Raw genomic sequence first — 15,316 nt, forward strand, 5'->3', positions numbered from 1 at the left:
AGCCCGCTAAACACCTGGCTTGGGTCATCCCGACCGATTACAGATTAGCTGTTAAGAACTCTTTCAGCTGACCTTTCGACAATGCGCCAACTTTAGTTGCTGCGACTTCGCCGCCTTTAAATAACAGCAGGGTAGGAATACCACGAATGCCGTATTTAGGTGCAGTACCTGGGTTTTCATCGATATTCAGTTTCGCGATGGTCAGCTTGCCTTCGAACTCAGTGGCAATTTCATCCAGAATTGGAGCGATCATCTTACATGGTCCGCACCACTCTGCCCAAAAATCGACCAGCACCAGCCCTTCGGCTTTCAATACGTCGTTGTCGAAACTGTCATCGGTCAGGTGAATAATTTTATCGCTCATGTTTACTCCAAAGGATTATCTTTACCTTGTTGATGTAGCATTAACCAACATCAGGTTGACTTTATTTCACCGGATACGCTTTCGTAAAGCAATAGTTAGCTGATATTCTACCACACTATGAGCAAAACACACTTGACCGAACAGAAGTTTTCCGACTTCGCCCTGCACCCGCTGGCAGTAGAAGCCCTTGAAAAGAAAGGCTTCCATTACTGTACTCCTATTCAGGCATTGGCACTGCCAATCACGCTCGCTGGGCGTGATGTTGCAGGTCAGGCGCAAACCGGTACCGGCAAGACGCTGGCTTTTTTAGCGTCTACTTTCCATTATCTGCTTTCTCACCCCGCTGCGGAAGGTCGTCAGACTAACCAGCCGCGTGCCTTGATCATGGCACCTACGCGTGAACTCGCGGTGCAGATCCACTCCGACGCCGAAGCATTATCTGAATCTACCGGGCTGAAATTAGGTCTGGCGTATGGCGGCGACGGTTACGACAAACAGTTAAAAGTACTGGAAAGCGGCGTGGATATCCTGATCGGAACCACTGGCCGTTTAATCGATTACACTAAACAGAACTACATCGACCTGGGCGCGATCCAGGTGGTGGTACTGGATGAAGCAGACCGTATGTTCGATCTGGGCTTCATCAAAGATATCCGCTGGTTGTTCCGCCGGATGCCTCCTGCGAATCAACGCCTGAACATGCTGTTCTCAGCAACGCTTTCCTATCGTGTGAAAGAACTGGCGTTCGAAAACATGAATAATGCCGAGTCGATTGAAATCGAACCGGAACAAAAAACCGGCCACCGCATTAAAGAAGAGCTGTTCTATCCTTCAAATGAAGAAAAAATGCGCCTGTTACAGACGCTGATTGAAGAAGAATGGCCGGATCGCTGCATTATTTTTGCAAACACCAAACACCGTTGTGAAGATGTCTGGGGCCATCTGGCTGCCGACGGACACCGTGTCGGTTTGCTGACCGGTGACGTTCCGCAGAAAAAACGCCTTCGCGTTCTGGAAGACTTCACGAAAGGCACGCTGGATATTCTGGTTGCGACCGACGTTGCTGCCCGTGGTTTGCACATTCCTGCCGTGACGCACGTCTTCAACTATGACCTGCCTGACGACTGTGAAGACTACGTACACCGTATTGGCCGTACCGGCCGCGCGGGTCTGAGTGGTCATTCCATCAGCCTGGCGTGTGAAGAATATGCCCTGAATCTGCCGGCAATTGAAACCTATACCGGCCACAGCATTCCGGTCAGTAAATACAACAGCGATGCGCTGTTAACTGATTTGCCTCCTGCAAAACGTCTTGCCCGCACGCGCACCGGTAACGGCCCGCGTCGCAACAGCAATTCGTCTTCACGTCGCAGCAGTGCACCACGTAGCAACCGTAAACGTCCGGGCTGATAACCTATGTTAAGTTCCACCTCACTGTATGCAGCGATTGATCTGGGCTCTAACAGCTTTCACATGCTGGTTGTTCGTGAGGTGGCAGGCAGTATCCAGACCCTCGCCAGAATTAAGCGCAAAGTGCGACTGGCTGCCGGTCTGGATAAACAAAACCTGCTTTCTCAGGAAGCGATGCAGCGTGGCTGGCAATGCCTGAAGCTGTTTTCTGAAAGATTGCAGGATATCCCGCGTGATCAGATCCGCGTCGTTGCCACCGCAACGTTGCGACTGGCCAGCAATGCCGACGAGTTTCTGGGCAAAGCGCAGGAAATCCTCGGCTGTCCGATTCAGGTCATTACCGGTGAAGAAGAAGCGCGTCTGATTTATCACGGCGTTGCCCACACCACGGGCGGGCCGGATAAACGGCTGGTCGTCGATATAGGCGGCGGCAGCACAGAACTGGTGACCGGCATTGGGGCTCAGGCCACCACGCTTTACAGCCTTTCTATGGGCTGCGTCACCTGGCTGGAGCGCTATTTTGCGGATCGAAATCTGGCAAAAGAAAACTTCGATCAGGCTGAACAGGCTGCGACCGACATGATCCTGCCTGTGGCACCGGAGCTGATTGCCAATGGCTGGCAGATTTGTGTCGGCGCATCGGGTACCGTGCAGGCCTTGCAGGAAATCATGGTTGCTCAGGGCATGGATGAACGCATCACGCTGCCTAAACTTCAGCAGCTCAAACAGCGTGCTATTCAGTGCGGCAAGCTGGAAGAGCTGGAGATTGAAGGACTTACCCTCGAACGTGCGCTGGTTTTCCCGAGCGGACTGTCAATTCTGATCGCCATTTTCAAAACGCTGAACATCGAAATGATGACACTGGCGGGTGGCGCGCTGCGTGAGGGGCTGGTTTACGGCATGCTGCATTTGCCAATTGAGCAGGATATCCGCCAGCGTACGCTGCGAAATCTGCAACGCCGTTACCTGCTGGATAACGAGCAGGCCGAACGTGTGGCGCAACTGGCCGAGAACTTTTCGCTGCAGGTAGCTCAGGAATGGAAGCTGGATGCCCGTGCCCGTGAACTGCTTAACAGTGCCTGCCTGATCCACGAAATTGGTCTGAGTGTCGATTTCAAGAAAGCACCACATCACGCAGCCTATCTGATCCGTCATCTGGATTTACCGGGTTTCACGCCGGCACAGAAAAAACTGCTGGCGACGTTACTGCAAAACCAGAACAACACGCTTGATTTACCCTTGCTCAATGAGCAAAACGCCGTGCCGCCGCGTCAGGCGCAACGTCTTTGTCGTATTCTGCGTCTGGCAATCATATTTGCCAGCCGTCGACGCGACGACACATTGCCTGCAGTGCGTTTACGTGCCAACGATGATGAACTGAGTGTGATTGTGCCGCAGGGCTGGCTGGAACAGCATCCTCTGCGCGCTGAAGAGTTAGAACAGGAAAGCCACTGGCAAAGTTATGTCCACTGGCCACTGTTTGTCGAAGAACAGTGATAAGCAACTGTAAACCGTTATCACGAAAAAATGAAAAGCAGAGACCTGATTAATCAGCCTCTGCTTTTTTAATGGCTCATGTTTAATAGCTAATTGCCGCCTTTCGCTTTCGCCAGTTGCTCGCGGATTTTCTCCAGATGGCTTTGCCCTTTTACCATGCGTTCCTGTGCGCTCACCACTTTACGTTCGCTTTCCCAGGCCAGATCATCCTGCGGTAATTCCAGCAGGAAGCGGCTCGGTTCAGGACGGATCAGTTCGCCGTACTGACGCCGCTCGCGGCAGAGTGTAAACGTCAGCTCTTTCTGTGCCCGGGTGATACCCACATACGCCAGACGCCGTTCTTCATCCACGTTGTCTTCATCGATGCTGCTCTGATGCGGCAACAGACCTTCTTCCATGCCAACCAGATACACATACGGGAACTCCAGCCCCTTCGAGGCATGCAGCGTCATCAGTTGAACCTGGTCCAGTTCTTCGTCGTTTTCGCCGCGTTCCATCATGTCACGCAGCGTGAAGCGGGTGACCACCTGAGTGAGCGTCATGGGTTCATCCAGATCGGTACCTTCCAGCATTTCCGTCATCCAGCTGAACAGCTGATTGACGTTTTTCATGCGCATTTCAGCAGCTTTCGGGCTCGGAGAGGTTTCAAACAACCAGCTTTCGTAATCGACGCCGTGAATCAAATCCCGCACCGCTGCAACCGGTTCACGTTCAGCCAGCGCTGAAATATTACCCATCCAGTGCGTGAAACGTTGCAGGGATTCCAGTCCGCGCCCGGTCAGATACTGGCTCAGTCCCATATCAAAACTGGCTTTGAACAGCCCTTTATTGCGCTGATTCGCCCACTCGCCCAGTTTCTGCAAGGTGGCGGCACCGATTTCACGACGCGGCGTGTTAACGATGCGCAGGAAAGCGCTGTCGTCATCCGGGTTAGTCAGCACACGCAGATAGGCCAGCAGGTCTTTAATTTCGGGGCGGGAAAAGAATGATGTTCCGCCGGAAATCCGGTACGGAATGCGGTTCTGCATCAGCATTTTTTCGAACAAACGTGACTGGTGGTTACCGCGGTAAAGAATTGCGTAATCGCCGTAAGCGGTTTTATTGATGAAGTGATGGGCAATCAGTTCACCGACCACCCGCTCGGATTCATGATCTTCATTGTTCGCCGTCACGACCTTCAGCGATTCCCCGTAAGCCAGTTCAGAGAACAAACGCTTCTCGAACACATGCGGGTTATTGGCAATCAGGATGTTGGCGGCTTTCAGAATACGCTGGGTGGATCGGTAGTTCTGCTCCAGCTTGATGACCTGTAACTGCGGGAAGTCTTCTTTCAGCAGCACCAGATTTTGTGGCCGTGCGCCACGCCAGGAGTAAATCGACTGGTCATCGTCGCCCACCACGGTGAAACGCGCGCGGTTACCGACCAGAAGTTTCACCATCATGTACTGGCTGGTGTTAGTGTCCTGATATTCATCAACCAGCAGATAACGCAATTTGTTCTGCCAGCGTTCACGCACTTCTTCATTACTTTGCAGCAGCAACGTCGGCAACAGGATCAGGTCATCGAAATCGAGAATATTACACGCGCGCATATGGTCATGATAAAGGCTGTAGCAGTGCGCGAAGATTTGATCGCGTTCTGATCGCGCCAGACCGGCGGCATGGGCAGGATCAACCAGATCGTTTTTCCAGTTTGAGATCGTCGATATCAACTGCTGCAATAATGTCTTGTCGTTCTCCAGCCATTTTTCGCTCAGCTCTTTAAGCAGCGCCAGCTGATCCTGATCGTCAAATAAAGAGAAGTTGGATTTCATGCCCAGCGCGGCAAATTCACGTTTGATGATTTCCAGCCCGAGCGTATGAAATGTGGCGATCAGCAAGCCCCGCGCCTCTTTTCGCCCGAGAGTTTGCCCGACACGCTCTTTCATTTCGCGCGCCGCTTTATTGGTAAAGGTTACCGCCGCAATGTGGCGCGCCTGATAGCCACATTCACGGATCAGGTGTGCGATTTTATTGGTAATCACCCTGGTTTTGCCGGAACCGGCCCCCGCCAGAACCAGGCAGGGTCCGGTGACGAATTCGACGGCATGTTGTTGGCTGGGGTTTAATCGCATGGCGTATTTTTTGCTCACCTGATGGACAAGGACGGCGATTGTAGCAGAAACGTCGGCTGAGATTGACTGGCTTTACCGTGCAATTTGTTATCCCGGAACACAGGCCGGATTCCACTCAGGTGGTTGCAGATGTTACATTACCCGCCTGGAAACACTCTCGCAAAAAAGGTCTTATCATGGCAAAAACTGCCGCAGCAATGCACATCCTGGTAAAGGAAGAAGCACAGGCGCTTGATCTTCTGGAACAACTGAAGAACGGTGGCGATTTTGAGAAGCTGGCTAAAAAGCACTCTACCTGCCCGTCAGGGAAGAAAGGTGGCCATTTAGGTGAATTCAAGCAAGGTGCCATGGTGCCGGCTTTCGATAAAGTGGTTTTCTCTGCACCCCTGATCGAGCCACAGGGCCCGTTGCACACTCAGTTCGGTTACCACATCATTAAGATTTTGTACCGCAACTAAGTTCTGCTTCAGCCAGAACCAAAAGAAAGGGCACCGCATTTTCATGCAGTGCCCTTTTGTGTATTTCCTGGAGCCCCGAATAATTCGAGTTACAGGAAGGCGGCAAGCGAGAGAATCCCGATGAGCTTACTCAAGTAAGTGATTCGGGTGACCGAACGCAGCCAACGCATCTGTAACTTGAAGTATGAAGGGGATCAGCTTGCGACGGCGATGCGCTTCATATCGGTCATATAGCCACGCAGAGTGCGGCCGATTGACTCGATTGGATGGTTACGGATCGCTTCGTTAACGTCGCGCAGTTGCGCATTATCAACCTGGGTTTCAGCCACTGATTTGCCCAGATCGCCTGCCTGCAGGGTCGTCATGAACTCTTTCAGCAACGGTACCGCAGCGTTAGCGAACAGGTAATTACCGTATTCAGCCGTATCAGAGATAACCACGTTCATTTCGTACAGACGCTTACGCGCAACGGTGTTGGCGATCAGCGGCAGTTCGTGCAGTGATTCGTAGTAGGCAGATTCTTCGATGATGCCGGAAGCCACCATGGTTTCGAAGGCCAGCTCAACGCCTGCTTTCACCATCGCAATCATCACAACGCCGTGGTCGAAGTATTCCTGCTCGGAGATTTTACCCTCGAACTGTGGTGCGTTCTCGAACGCAGTTGCGCCCGTTTCTTCACGCCAGGTCAGCAGTTTCTTGTCGTCATTCGCCCAGTCAGCCATCATGCCGCTGGAGAATTCACCGGAGATAATATCGTCCATGTGTTTCTGGAACAGTGGCGCCATGATCTCTTTCAGTTGTTCGGACAACGCATAAGCACGCAGTTTCGCCGGGTTGGACAGTCTGTCCATCATCAGCGTGATACCGCCTTGCTTCAGCGCTTCGGTGATGGTTTCCCAGCCGAACTGCAGCAATTTTTCTGCGTAGGCTTCATCAACACCGTCAGCAACCAGTTTGTCGAAGCACAGCAGTGAACCCGCCTGCAACATACCACACAGGATAGTCTGCTCGCCCATCAGGTCAGATTTCACTTCAGCCACGAAGGAAGACTGCAGAACGCCCGCACGGTGACCGCCGGTCGCTGCTGCCCAGGCTTTGGCAATCGCCATGCCTTCACCTTTCGGGTCGTTTTCCGGGTGAACCGCGATCAGTGTAGGTACACCGAAACCACGTTTGTATTCTTCACGCACTTCGGTACCCGGACATTTCGGGGCAACCATCACCACGGTGATGTCTTTACGGATTTGCTCGCCCACTTCAACGATGTTGAAGCCGTGGGAATAACCCAGGGTTGCGCCATCTTTCATCAGAGGCTGAACCGCTTTCACTACAGCGCTGTGCTGTTTATCTGGCGTCAGGTTGATAACCAGATCCGCCTGGGGGATCAGTTCTTCATATGTGCCAACTTTAAAGCCGTTTTCGGTCGCTTTTCGCCAAGAAGCACGCTTTTCAGCAATGGCTTCTGCACGCAGGGTGTAGGACACATCCAGACCGGAATCACGCATGTTCAGACCCTGGTTCAGGCCCTGTGCACCACAGCCTACAATCACCACTTTTTTACCTTTGAGGTAGCTGGCTTCGTCCGCGAATTCATCGCGACCCATGAAGCGGCATTTGCCCAGTTGTGCCAGCTGCTGACGCAGGTTCAGTGTGTTGAAATAGTTAGCCATGTCTTGCTCCGTTCTATCGAGGTAAGTGCTGTTATTTTTTGTTTCACCGGTGAACCGGTGAACGCCGTGAATTCACTATATGTCATGCGACACATTGCTTAAATTGATATATTACGAAGATGATGTTGCAGATTCTGCAATATACTTCGTTTGATTCCTGTGAAACTAAAAAGCCGGGTATTCGATATGGACTTACGTGATCTGAAACTGTTTTTACATCTGGCGGAAAGCCGCCATTTTGGCCGTTCGTCAAAGGCGATGCATGTCAGCCCGTCCACATTGTCACGCCAGATCCAGCGGCTGGAAGAAGAACTCGGCCAGCCGTTATTTCAGCGTGATAACCGCACCGTGCAACTGACCAGTGCAGGTGAACAACTCAAAAACTTTGCTCAGCAAACGCTGCTGCATTATCAGCAACTGCGCAGCGGGCTGGATCAGCATGGCCCGACACTGAGCGGCGAATTGCGACTTTTTTGCTCGGTAACCGCTGCCTACAGCCATTTGCCGCCGATCCTTGACCGTTTCCGTGCACAGCATCCGCTGGTAGAAATCAAACTCACCACCGGTGATGCCGCAGATGCGGTTGAAAAAGTCCAGTCCACCGAAGCGGATCTGGGGATCGCTGGTCGTCCGGAAAGTTTGCCGGGCAGTGTCGATTTCACACAGATCGGCGAAATTCCGATGATCCTGATTTCCCCTTCCCTGCCTTGCGCCGTTCGCACGCAAGTCAGCGAACCGCATCCGGACTGGTCACAAATTCCGTTCATCCTGCCGGAGCATGGCCCGGCGCGAAAACGCATCGACGTCTGGTTTAAACGCAACCGACTGAGCAATCCGCTGATTTATGCCACGGTGTCCGGCCATGAAGCCATTGTGTCGATGGTCGCGCTTGGTTGCGGCATCGCGCTGATCCCGTCCGTGGTGGTCGATAACAGCCCGGAACCGGTGCGCAACCGTATTTCTGTTCTGGATAACGTCACGCTCGGCGCGCCGCTGGAGCTGGGCGTCTGCGTGCAGAAAAAACGCCTGAACGAACCCCTGATCGACGCGTTCTGGCAGTTGCTCTGAACATTTACAGAATAAAAAAGGGGCACTTTTCAGATGCCCCGTTGAGTTTTTAGCCCGCCAGGAAGAAGCGGAACGCCGGATTATCACTTTCGTTGTGACAGTCATAACCCAGCGCCGACAGGTTCTTCTCGAACTCCGGCTCTTCTTCGTTCAGCTCAAAGGCCGCCAGCACACGGCCAAAATCGGTGCCGTGGCTACGGTAATGGAACAACGATATATTCCAGTGCGTACCCAGCGTGTGCAGGAATTTCAGCAACGCGCCCGGCGATTCCGGGAATTCAAAGCTGTAAAGCCGCTCGCGCAGAGGCTTGGTCGGACGCCCGCCCACCATGTAACGCACGTGAAGTTTTGCCATTTCATCGTCGGACAAATCCACGACCTGATAACCGTCATGATTGAGTTCCGCGATAATCTCCTGACGTTCCGCATGGCCGCGTGTCAGACGTACGCCGACAAATATGCAGGCGTTGTCCGCATCGGCATAACGGTAGTTAAACTCCGTCACCGAACGGCCACCCAGCAACTGACAGAATTTCAGGAAGCTGCCTTTACGCTCAGGTATGGTCACCGCCAGCAGTGCTTCGCGTTGCTCGCCCAGCTCGCAGCGTTCTGACACATAACGCAGGCCGTGGAAATTGACGTTCGCGCCGGAAAGCACATGCGCCAGACGTTCACCCTGAATGTTGTGCTGCTGCACGTATTTTTTCAGCCCCGCCAGCGCCAGCGCACCGGAAGGTTCCGCAATCGCGCGCACATCTTCGAACAAATCTTTCACTGCCGCACAAATGGAATCGCTGTCAACGGTGATGACGTCATCAAGATATTCGCGACACAAACGGAACGTTTCGTTGCCGATACGTTTCACTGCCACGCCTTCCGCAAACAAACCCACACGCGCCAGATCCACCGGTTCACCGGCATCCATTGCCGCGCGCAGGCAGGCAGAATCTTCAGCTTCGACGCCGATGACCTGAATCTGTGGCATCAATTGTTTGATCAGTACGGCGACACCGGCGGCCAGACCACCTCCGCCGACAGGCACGAATACGCGGTCGAGATGCGCATCCTGTTGCAGCAGTTCCATCGCCAGCGTGCCCTGTCCGGCGATCACCGCCGGATGGTCGAACGGGGGCACAAACGTCATGCCCTGTTCCTGCGACAGCGTGATCGCTTTGGCTTTCGCCTCATCGAAATTGGCACCATGCAGCAAAATTTCGCCGCCAAAGTTACGCACGGCATCCACTTTGATATCCGCGGTGGCAACCGGCATCACAATCAGCGATTTGATGCCTTTTTTGGTCGCCGACAATGCAACACCCTGCGCGTGATTTCCCGCAGACGCGGTGATGACACCACGCGCAGCCTGTTCTTCCGTCAGGCTGGCGATCATCGAATAGGCGCCGCGCAGTTTAAAACTGTGAACGGCCTGGCGATCCTCCCTCTTCACCAGAATGGTGTTACCCAACCGGGAAGAGATCTTTTCCATGACCTGCAAAGGCGTCACCTGAGCGACTTCATAAACCGGCGCACGCAGCACGGCACGCAGATATTCTGCGCCGCACGGCTGGTCGGGTAGAGGTTGTGATACCGCCATGACTGTCAGCCTCCCAGCTTAGACTTGTCGCGTACTGCGCCTTTGTCCGCGCTGGTTGCCAGCAATGCGTAAGCACGCAGCGCAAGGGAGACCACTCGTTCACGGTTTTTCGGCGTCCAGGCTTTGTCGCCGCGGGCCAGTTCAGCTTCGTGACGCGCCGCCAGTTCTGCCGCGGGCACATCCAGCACCATTTTGCGGTTTGGAATATCGATGTCGATGATGTCGCCATCTTCCACCAGCGCAATCAAACCGCCGCTGCCCGCTTCCGGAGAAACGTGGCCGATGGACAGACCGGAAGTCCCGCCGGAGAAGCGGCCGTCAGTGATCAGCGCACACTCTTTGCCGAGACCCATGGATTTCAGATAGGTGGTCGGATACAGCATTTCCTGCATGCCCGGCCCGCCTTTTGGCCCTTCGTAACGGATAACCACAACGTCGCCGGAAACCACTTTGCCGCCGAGGATCGCGGAAACGGCATCATCCTGGCTTTCGTACACTTTGGCCGGACCCCGGAAGGTCAGGTTGGATTCATCCACGCCTGCGGTTTTCACGATGCTGCCCGCTTGCGCGATGTTGCCGTAAAGCACGGCCAGACCGCCGTCTTTGCTAAACGCATGTTCCAGTGAACGGATACAGCCGTCGGCACGGTCATCATCGAGCGTGTCCCAGCGGCAATCTTGTGAAAATGCCTGGGTGGTACGGATACCCGCCGGACCGGCGCGGAACATTTTTTTCACCGCTTCGTCTTTGGTCAGCATGATGTCGTACTGATCCAGCGTCTGGTTCAGGGTCAGGCCGAGAATGTTTTTCACGTCGCGGTTCAGGAGGTTCGCGCGGTCCAGTTCGCCCAAAATGGCCAGAACGCCACCGGCACGGTGCACGTCTTCCATGTGATATTTCTGGGTACTTGGCGCGACTTTACACAGGTGCGGCACTTTGCGTGACAGACGGTCGATATCGGTCATGTCGAATTCGATTTCGCCTTCCTGCGCCGCAGCCAGCAGGTGCAGAACGGTGTTGGTCGAGCCGCCCATGGCGATATCCAGCGTCATGGCATTTTCGAATGCGGCTTTGCTGGCGATGCTGCGCGGTAAGGCGCTGGCGTCGTCCTGCTCGTAATAACGTTTGGTCAGCTCAACGATGCGACGACCGGCGTTCAGGAACAGGTCTTTACGGTCAGCGTGAGTCGCCAGCAATGAACCGTTACCCGGCTGAGAAAGCCCCAACGCTTCAGTCAGACAGTTCATCGAGTTGGCGGTGAACATCCCGGAACAGGAACCGCAGGTCGGACAGGCAGAACGTTCGATTTGTTCGCTGTCGGCATCGCTGACGTTCGGGTTTGCGCCCTGAATCATCGCATCGACCAGGTCGAGTTTGATGATTTTGTCAGACAGTTTAGTTTTACCGGCTTCCATCGGGCCGCCGGAAACGAAGATCACCGGAATGTTCAGGCGCAGTGACGCCATCAGCATGCCCGGGGTGATTTTGTCGCAGTTGGAGATACACACCATGGCATCGGCGCAGTGTGCGTTCACCATGTATTCCACGGAGTCTGCGATCAGCTCGCGTGAAGGCAGTGAATACAACATGCCGCCATGACCCATGGCGATCCCGTCATCCACGGCGATGGTGTTGAATTCTTTCGCCACGCCGCCGGACGCTTCGATTTGTTCGGCAACCAGCTTACCCAGATCGCGCAGGTGCACGTGACCCGGCACGAACTGGGTAAATGAGTTAACGACAGCAATAATAGGCTTACCGAAATCGTTATCGGTCATGCCGGTGGCGCGCCATAATGCGCGGGCGCCAGCCATGTTACGGCCGTGCGTCGTGGTGTGGGAACGGTACTTAGGCATGCTCTGTTCACTCCAAATCATTTCTGTTTAGCAGGCAGCGATATCGCTACCTGCGCAATTCTTATTCTTTTGATTATTGAGGATTAATGGGATCCAGCCAACCCCATTTATCTTCGGTTTTGCCGGTGAACAGGCCGAAGAACGCATCCTGAATTTGTTTGGTCACCGGACCTCGTTTGCCGATGCCGACCTGAATGCCGTCAACGCTGCGCACCGGGGTGATTTCTGCGGCAGTACCAGACATGAAGACTTCGTCTGCCAGATACAGGGATTCACGGGACAGAACTTGTTCGCGCACTTCCAGACCCATGTCTTTCGCCAGTTTAATAATAGCGTCACGGGTGATACCTGGCAGGGCTGAAGAGGTAAATGGCGGCGTGAACAGAATGCCCTCTTTCACTTCAAACAGGTTTTCGCCTGCGCCTTCAGATACATAACCATGAACGTCCAGCGCGATACCTTCCTGATAACCGTGACGGCGCGCTTCGCTGCCAACCAGTAATGAGGACAGGTAGTTACCCCCGGCTTTCGCGGCCGTTGGAATGGTGTTGGCGGCAACGCGGTTCCAGGAAGACACCATCGCGTCGATACCCTGCTCCAGCGCTTCTTCACCCAGATATGCGCCCCACGGGAAGGCGGCGATGATGACGTCAGTTTCATAGCCCTCCGGCGGGTTAACGCCCATTCCCACATCGCCAACAAATACCAGCGGACGGATATACGCGCTGACCAGATTGTTTTTACGCAGGGTTTCTCGGCAAGCTTCCATCAGCTCATCCACGCTCTGGGAAACAGGCATACGGTAAATTTTTGCGGAATCGCGCAGACGCTGCATGTGTTCACGGTGACGGAATACGACCGGGCCTTTATGGGAGTCGTAGCAACGCACGCCTTCGAAAACGGAAGTGCCGTAATGCAGTGCGTGTGACATGACATGGACTTTCGCTTCTGCCCACGGAACCATCTCGCCGTTGAACCAAATGTAATCAGCTTTCTTCGTCATTCTTCTCGTCCCTTTACTCACGCATTCGCGCGTATTTGTTGTGATGTGTGTTGCTGGATCTCGACACAAGCGACATCCATAAGTTTGCGTAACTGTGAAGACAGTAAATCTACCGGCCGCTGACTGGCAACGGTCAATTCGATATTTATGTTTTCCGCATTGACCATCGGCGTCATGTTCATTGCGCACACCTGAAAACCACGGTGACGGACAACGCGTAATACGCGCTCTAACATTTCGGGGCGGAAGCGAGCCTGAATTGAGACGTTATGTTGCATCATGACATTTTCTCCAGCATGGTTTCGTTGCCTGCGCCCGGTGGAACCAGCGGCCAGACATTCTCATTTTCATCGATGGAAACCTGGAGCAAATACGGACCTTCGCTGTTGAAGAAAGCGTCCAGAGCGGCATCGACTTGATCTTTACGGTGGATACGTTGGCCGGGGATGTTAAATGCGCTGGCCAGCGTGACAAAATCGGGGTTATCGGAGAGGTTGGTTTCACTGAAGCGTCCGTCGAAGAACAGTTCCTGCCACTGTCGGACCATCCCTAACCGCTGGTTATCCAGCAACAGGATTTTGACGGGCAACTGTTTTCGCTTGATGGTGCCCAGTTCCTGAACGTTCATCATGAACGAACCGTCGCCGGAAACGCAGATCACCATATCGTCCGGGCGGGCAACCTGTGCGCCGACGGCGGCAGGAACGCCGAAACCCATGGTGCCCAGGCCGCTGGAAGTGATGAAGTTTTCCGGACGGGTGAACTGCATGTGTTGCGCGGTCCACATCTGATGCTGACCGACGTCGGTGGTCACCACCGTGCTGGCAGATTTACGGTCAGAGATTTGTTTCAGTAACAGCGGCGCATAAATCGCTTCGCCCGGATGATCGTAGCGCCATTCACCCTGCGCTTTCAGCGTCATGACTTCATCACGCCAAGCGTTGATGTTCAGGGGTTGTTGCAGCGCCGGTAACAGCGTATTCAAATCACCCTGTAATGCCACGTGCGCCTGACGTAATTTGTTCAGTTCAGCCGGGTCGATATCCATATGGATAACGGCGGCCTCCGGCGCGAAGGTATTCAGCTTGCCGGTCACGCGGTCATCGAAGCGCGCACCGACGGCAATCAGTAAATCACAAGACTGAACGGCCAGATTCGCCGCTTTGGTACCATGCATGCCCAACATACCCAGATAACACGAGTCGCTGGCATCCGGCGCGCCCAGACCTTTCAGCGTGGCTACCGCTGGCATACCTGTCGCAGAAATAAACTCACGTAACGCAGGAACCGCCTGCGCGATACCGACACCGCCACCGACGTAAACCATCGGCTTTTGCGCGGCGGCAATCATCGCGCGGGCTTGTTGCAATTCAGCGACCGGATGCGGGAAAGTTTCTTCTACCGCGACCAGATGCGGCGGTAATTCGCCGACGGCCAGCTGGATATCTTTCGGGATGTCGATCAGAACCGGGCCCGGACGACCGGAGCTGGCAATGGCAAAGGCTTCAGCCATGATTTCCGGCAACGCTTCCAGCGATTCAACCAGGAAGCTGTGTTTGGTGCAGGCCAGAGACAACCCTAAAACGTCGATTTCCTGGAAAGCATCGGTGCCGATGAAAGCAGAACCGACCTGACCGGTGATGGCAACCAGCGGAACGGAATCTAACAACGCGTCAGCCAGACCGGTGATCAGGTTGGTCGCACCGGGGCCGGAGGTGGCGATACAAACACCGACTTTTCCGGTAGAACGGGCATAGCCGATGGCAGCCATTGCAGCGCCCTGCTCATGCCGGCACAACAGGTGTTCCACGCCGCCGTCATACAATGCATCGTATACCGGCATGATTGCCCCGCCAGGATAACCAAATACTGTATTTACACCCTGCGCACGCAACGCTTGTACTACCCATTGTGCTCCGTTCATCTTTATTCTCCTGCCTTTTTGCGACAAGTGCAGAATATTATGCTGTTGCTCATTTTCCGACCCCGCTTCTCTGTTCTCTGAAATTCCTGACCAAAAAAAAACCCCGGACCTTTCGGTGCGGGGTTTCTTTTCAGGTTCAGGCTTGTTTAATAAGCCTTTCTTCGTCCAAGTGCAGCCCCGCACGGTGGGATAATAATCACCACCACGCTAATCACGACTAGGCTAACTACGAGGAGAAGGGCTTTCATTTTTCGGTTTCTAAAATTCATATTGCGAACGATTGCCTACAGAGTTATCACAGTCAGACGTTTAATGACAACACTTTTCTTACGTTATTATTTGCAGCACGTTGCAGAAT

General features: G+C 53.9%; 13 protein-coding genes. 4 read left to right on the forward strand and 9 right to left on the reverse strand.

The genetic code is table 11. From position 1 onward, the window contains the following. Nucleotides 1–37 precede the first annotated feature (37 nt). Nucleotides 38–364, reverse strand: coding sequence for a thioredoxin TrxA (trxA, locus tag RAHAQ2_RS21080; protein WP_013577537.1), 327 nt, complete (start codon nucleotides 362–364; stop codon nucleotides 38–40). Between the two features lie 117 nt (nucleotides 365–481). Here trxA and rhlB point away from each other — a divergent pair, with 117 nt between their 5' ends. After that, nucleotides 482–1,774 carry an ATP-dependent RNA helicase RhlB gene (rhlB, locus tag RAHAQ2_RS21085; RefSeq protein ID WP_015699145.1) on the forward strand — a complete coding sequence of 431 codons (1,293 nt, stop codon included), beginning with the start codon at nucleotides 482–484 and terminating at the stop codon, nucleotides 1,772–1,774. A 6-nt stretch (nucleotides 1,775–1,780) separates the two neighbouring features. Further along, nucleotides 1,781–3,271, forward strand: coding sequence for a guanosine-5'-triphosphate,3'-diphosphate diphosphatase (gppA, locus tag RAHAQ2_RS21090; protein WP_015699146.1), 1,491 nt, complete (start codon nucleotides 1,781–1,783; stop codon nucleotides 3,269–3,271). A gap of 89 nt (nucleotides 3,272–3,360) precedes the next feature. On the opposite strand, the gene rep is transcribed toward gppA, so the two are convergent. After that, nucleotides 3,361–5,385 carry a DNA helicase Rep gene (gene rep / locus RAHAQ2_RS21095; RefSeq protein WP_015699147.1) on the reverse strand — a complete coding sequence of 675 codons (2,025 nt, stop codon included), beginning with the start codon at nucleotides 5,383–5,385 and terminating at the stop codon, nucleotides 3,361–3,363. 176 nt (nucleotides 5,386–5,561) lie between these two features. Between rep and ppiC the strand changes: the two genes are divergently transcribed. Next, nucleotides 5,562–5,843 (forward strand): peptidylprolyl isomerase PpiC, encoded by a 282-nt coding sequence (gene ppiC / locus RAHAQ2_RS21100; RefSeq protein ID WP_015690589.1) that lies wholly within the window; start codon nucleotides 5,562–5,564, stop codon nucleotides 5,841–5,843. 194 nt (nucleotides 5,844–6,037) lie between these two features. Here the strand turns inward: ppiC and ilvC are convergent, their stop codons facing one another. Next, nucleotides 6,038–7,513: a ketol-acid reductoisomerase gene (ilvC, locus tag RAHAQ2_RS21105; protein WP_013577542.1), complete on the reverse strand. Its 1,476-nt coding sequence runs from the start codon at nucleotides 7,511–7,513 to the stop codon at nucleotides 6,038–6,040. Between the two features lie 186 nt (nucleotides 7,514–7,699). Here ilvC and ilvY point away from each other — a divergent pair, with 186 nt between their 5' ends. Further along, entirely contained in the window at nucleotides 7,700–8,581 is an 882-nt protein-coding gene (gene ilvY / locus RAHAQ2_RS21110; RefSeq protein WP_015699148.1) for an HTH-type transcriptional activator IlvY, read from the forward strand. A gap of 49 nt (nucleotides 8,582–8,630) precedes the next feature. Here the strand turns inward: ilvY and ilvA are convergent, their stop codons facing one another. From ilvA to ilvL, 6 genes are all read right to left on the reverse strand, one after another. Further along, a complete protein-coding gene (gene ilvA, locus RAHAQ2_RS21115) occupies nucleotides 8,631–10,175 on the reverse strand; it encodes a threonine ammonia-lyase, biosynthetic (RefSeq protein WP_015699149.1) in 1,545 nt (514 codons plus the stop codon). Nucleotides 10,176–10,180: 5 nt separating this feature from the next. Next, entirely contained in the window at nucleotides 10,181–12,031 is a 1,851-nt protein-coding gene (ilvD, locus tag RAHAQ2_RS21120; RefSeq protein ID WP_015699150.1) for a dihydroxy-acid dehydratase, read from the reverse strand. A 73-nt stretch (nucleotides 12,032–12,104) separates the two neighbouring features. Further along, on the reverse strand, nucleotides 12,105–13,034 hold the full coding sequence (locus tag RAHAQ2_RS21125) for a branched-chain amino acid transaminase (RefSeq protein WP_015699151.1): 930 nt from the start codon (nucleotides 13,032–13,034) through the stop codon (nucleotides 12,105–12,107). A 17-nt stretch (nucleotides 13,035–13,051) separates the two neighbouring features. Beyond that, nucleotides 13,052–13,315, reverse strand: a complete 264-nt coding sequence (ilvM, locus tag RAHAQ2_RS21130) for an acetolactate synthase 2 small subunit (protein ID WP_013577547.1) — start codon at nucleotides 13,313–13,315, stop codon at nucleotides 13,052–13,054. Beyond that, nucleotides 13,312–14,958: an acetolactate synthase 2 catalytic subunit gene (gene ilvG / locus RAHAQ2_RS21135; protein ID WP_015699152.1), complete on the reverse strand. Its 1,647-nt coding sequence runs from the start codon at nucleotides 14,956–14,958 to the stop codon at nucleotides 13,312–13,314. Before ilvG ends, ilvM begins: the two co-directional genes overlap by 4 nt. A gap of 146 nt (nucleotides 14,959–15,104) precedes the next feature. Further along, a complete protein-coding gene (gene ilvL, locus RAHAQ2_RS25225; protein ID WP_015699153.1) occupies nucleotides 15,105–15,206 on the reverse strand; it encodes an ilv operon leader peptide in 102 nt (33 codons plus the stop codon). Nucleotides 15,207–15,316: the final 110 nt, after the last annotated feature.

This window comes from Rahnella aquatilis CIP 78.65 = ATCC 33071 (assembly GCF_000241955.1).
GTDB classification, from domain to species: Bacteria; Pseudomonadota; Gammaproteobacteria; order Enterobacterales; family Enterobacteriaceae; genus Rahnella; species Rahnella aquatilis.

Bases quoted from the DNA above. Each gene is read 5' to 3' on its own strand.
- ilvG (WP_015699152.1), bottom strand. From the start codon at position 14,958: ATGAACGGAGCACAATGGGTAGTACAAGCGTTGCGTGCGCAGGGTGTA.
- gppA (WP_015699146.1), top strand. From the start codon at position 1,781: ATGTTAAGTTCCACCTCACTGTATGCAGCGATTGATCTGGGCTCTAAC.
- rep (WP_015699147.1), bottom strand. From the start codon at position 5,385: ATGCGATTAAACCCCAGCCAACAACATGCCGTCGAATTCGTCACCGGA.
- ilvC (WP_013577542.1), bottom strand. From the start codon at position 7,513: ATGGCTAACTATTTCAACACACTGAACCTGCGTCAGCAGCTGGCACAA.
- rhlB (WP_015699145.1), top strand. From the start codon at position 482: ATGAGCAAAACACACTTGACCGAACAGAAGTTTTCCGACTTCGCCCTG.
- ppiC (WP_015690589.1), top strand. From the start codon at position 5,562: ATGGCAAAAACTGCCGCAGCAATGCACATCCTGGTAAAGGAAGAAGCA.
- ilvA (WP_015699149.1), bottom strand. From the start codon at position 10,175: ATGGCGGTATCACAACCTCTACCCGACCAGCCGTGCGGCGCAGAATAT.
- ilvD (WP_015699150.1), bottom strand. From the start codon at position 12,031: ATGCCTAAGTACCGTTCCCACACCACGACGCACGGCCGTAACATGGCT.
- trxA (WP_013577537.1), bottom strand. From the start codon at position 364: ATGAGCGATAAAATTATTCACCTGACCGATGACAGTTTCGACAACGAC.
- RAHAQ2_RS21125 (WP_015699151.1), bottom strand. From the start codon at position 13,034: ATGACGAAGAAAGCTGATTACATTTGGTTCAACGGCGAGATGGTTCCG.
- ilvL (WP_015699153.1), bottom strand. From the start codon at position 15,206: ATGAAAGCCCTTCTCCTCGTAGTTAGCCTAGTCGTGATTAGCGTGGTG.
- ilvM (WP_013577547.1), bottom strand. From the start codon at position 13,315: ATGATGCAACATAACGTCTCAATTCAGGCTCGCTTCCGCCCCGAAATG.
- ilvY (WP_015699148.1), top strand. From the start codon at position 7,700: ATGGACTTACGTGATCTGAAACTGTTTTTACATCTGGCGGAAAGCCGC.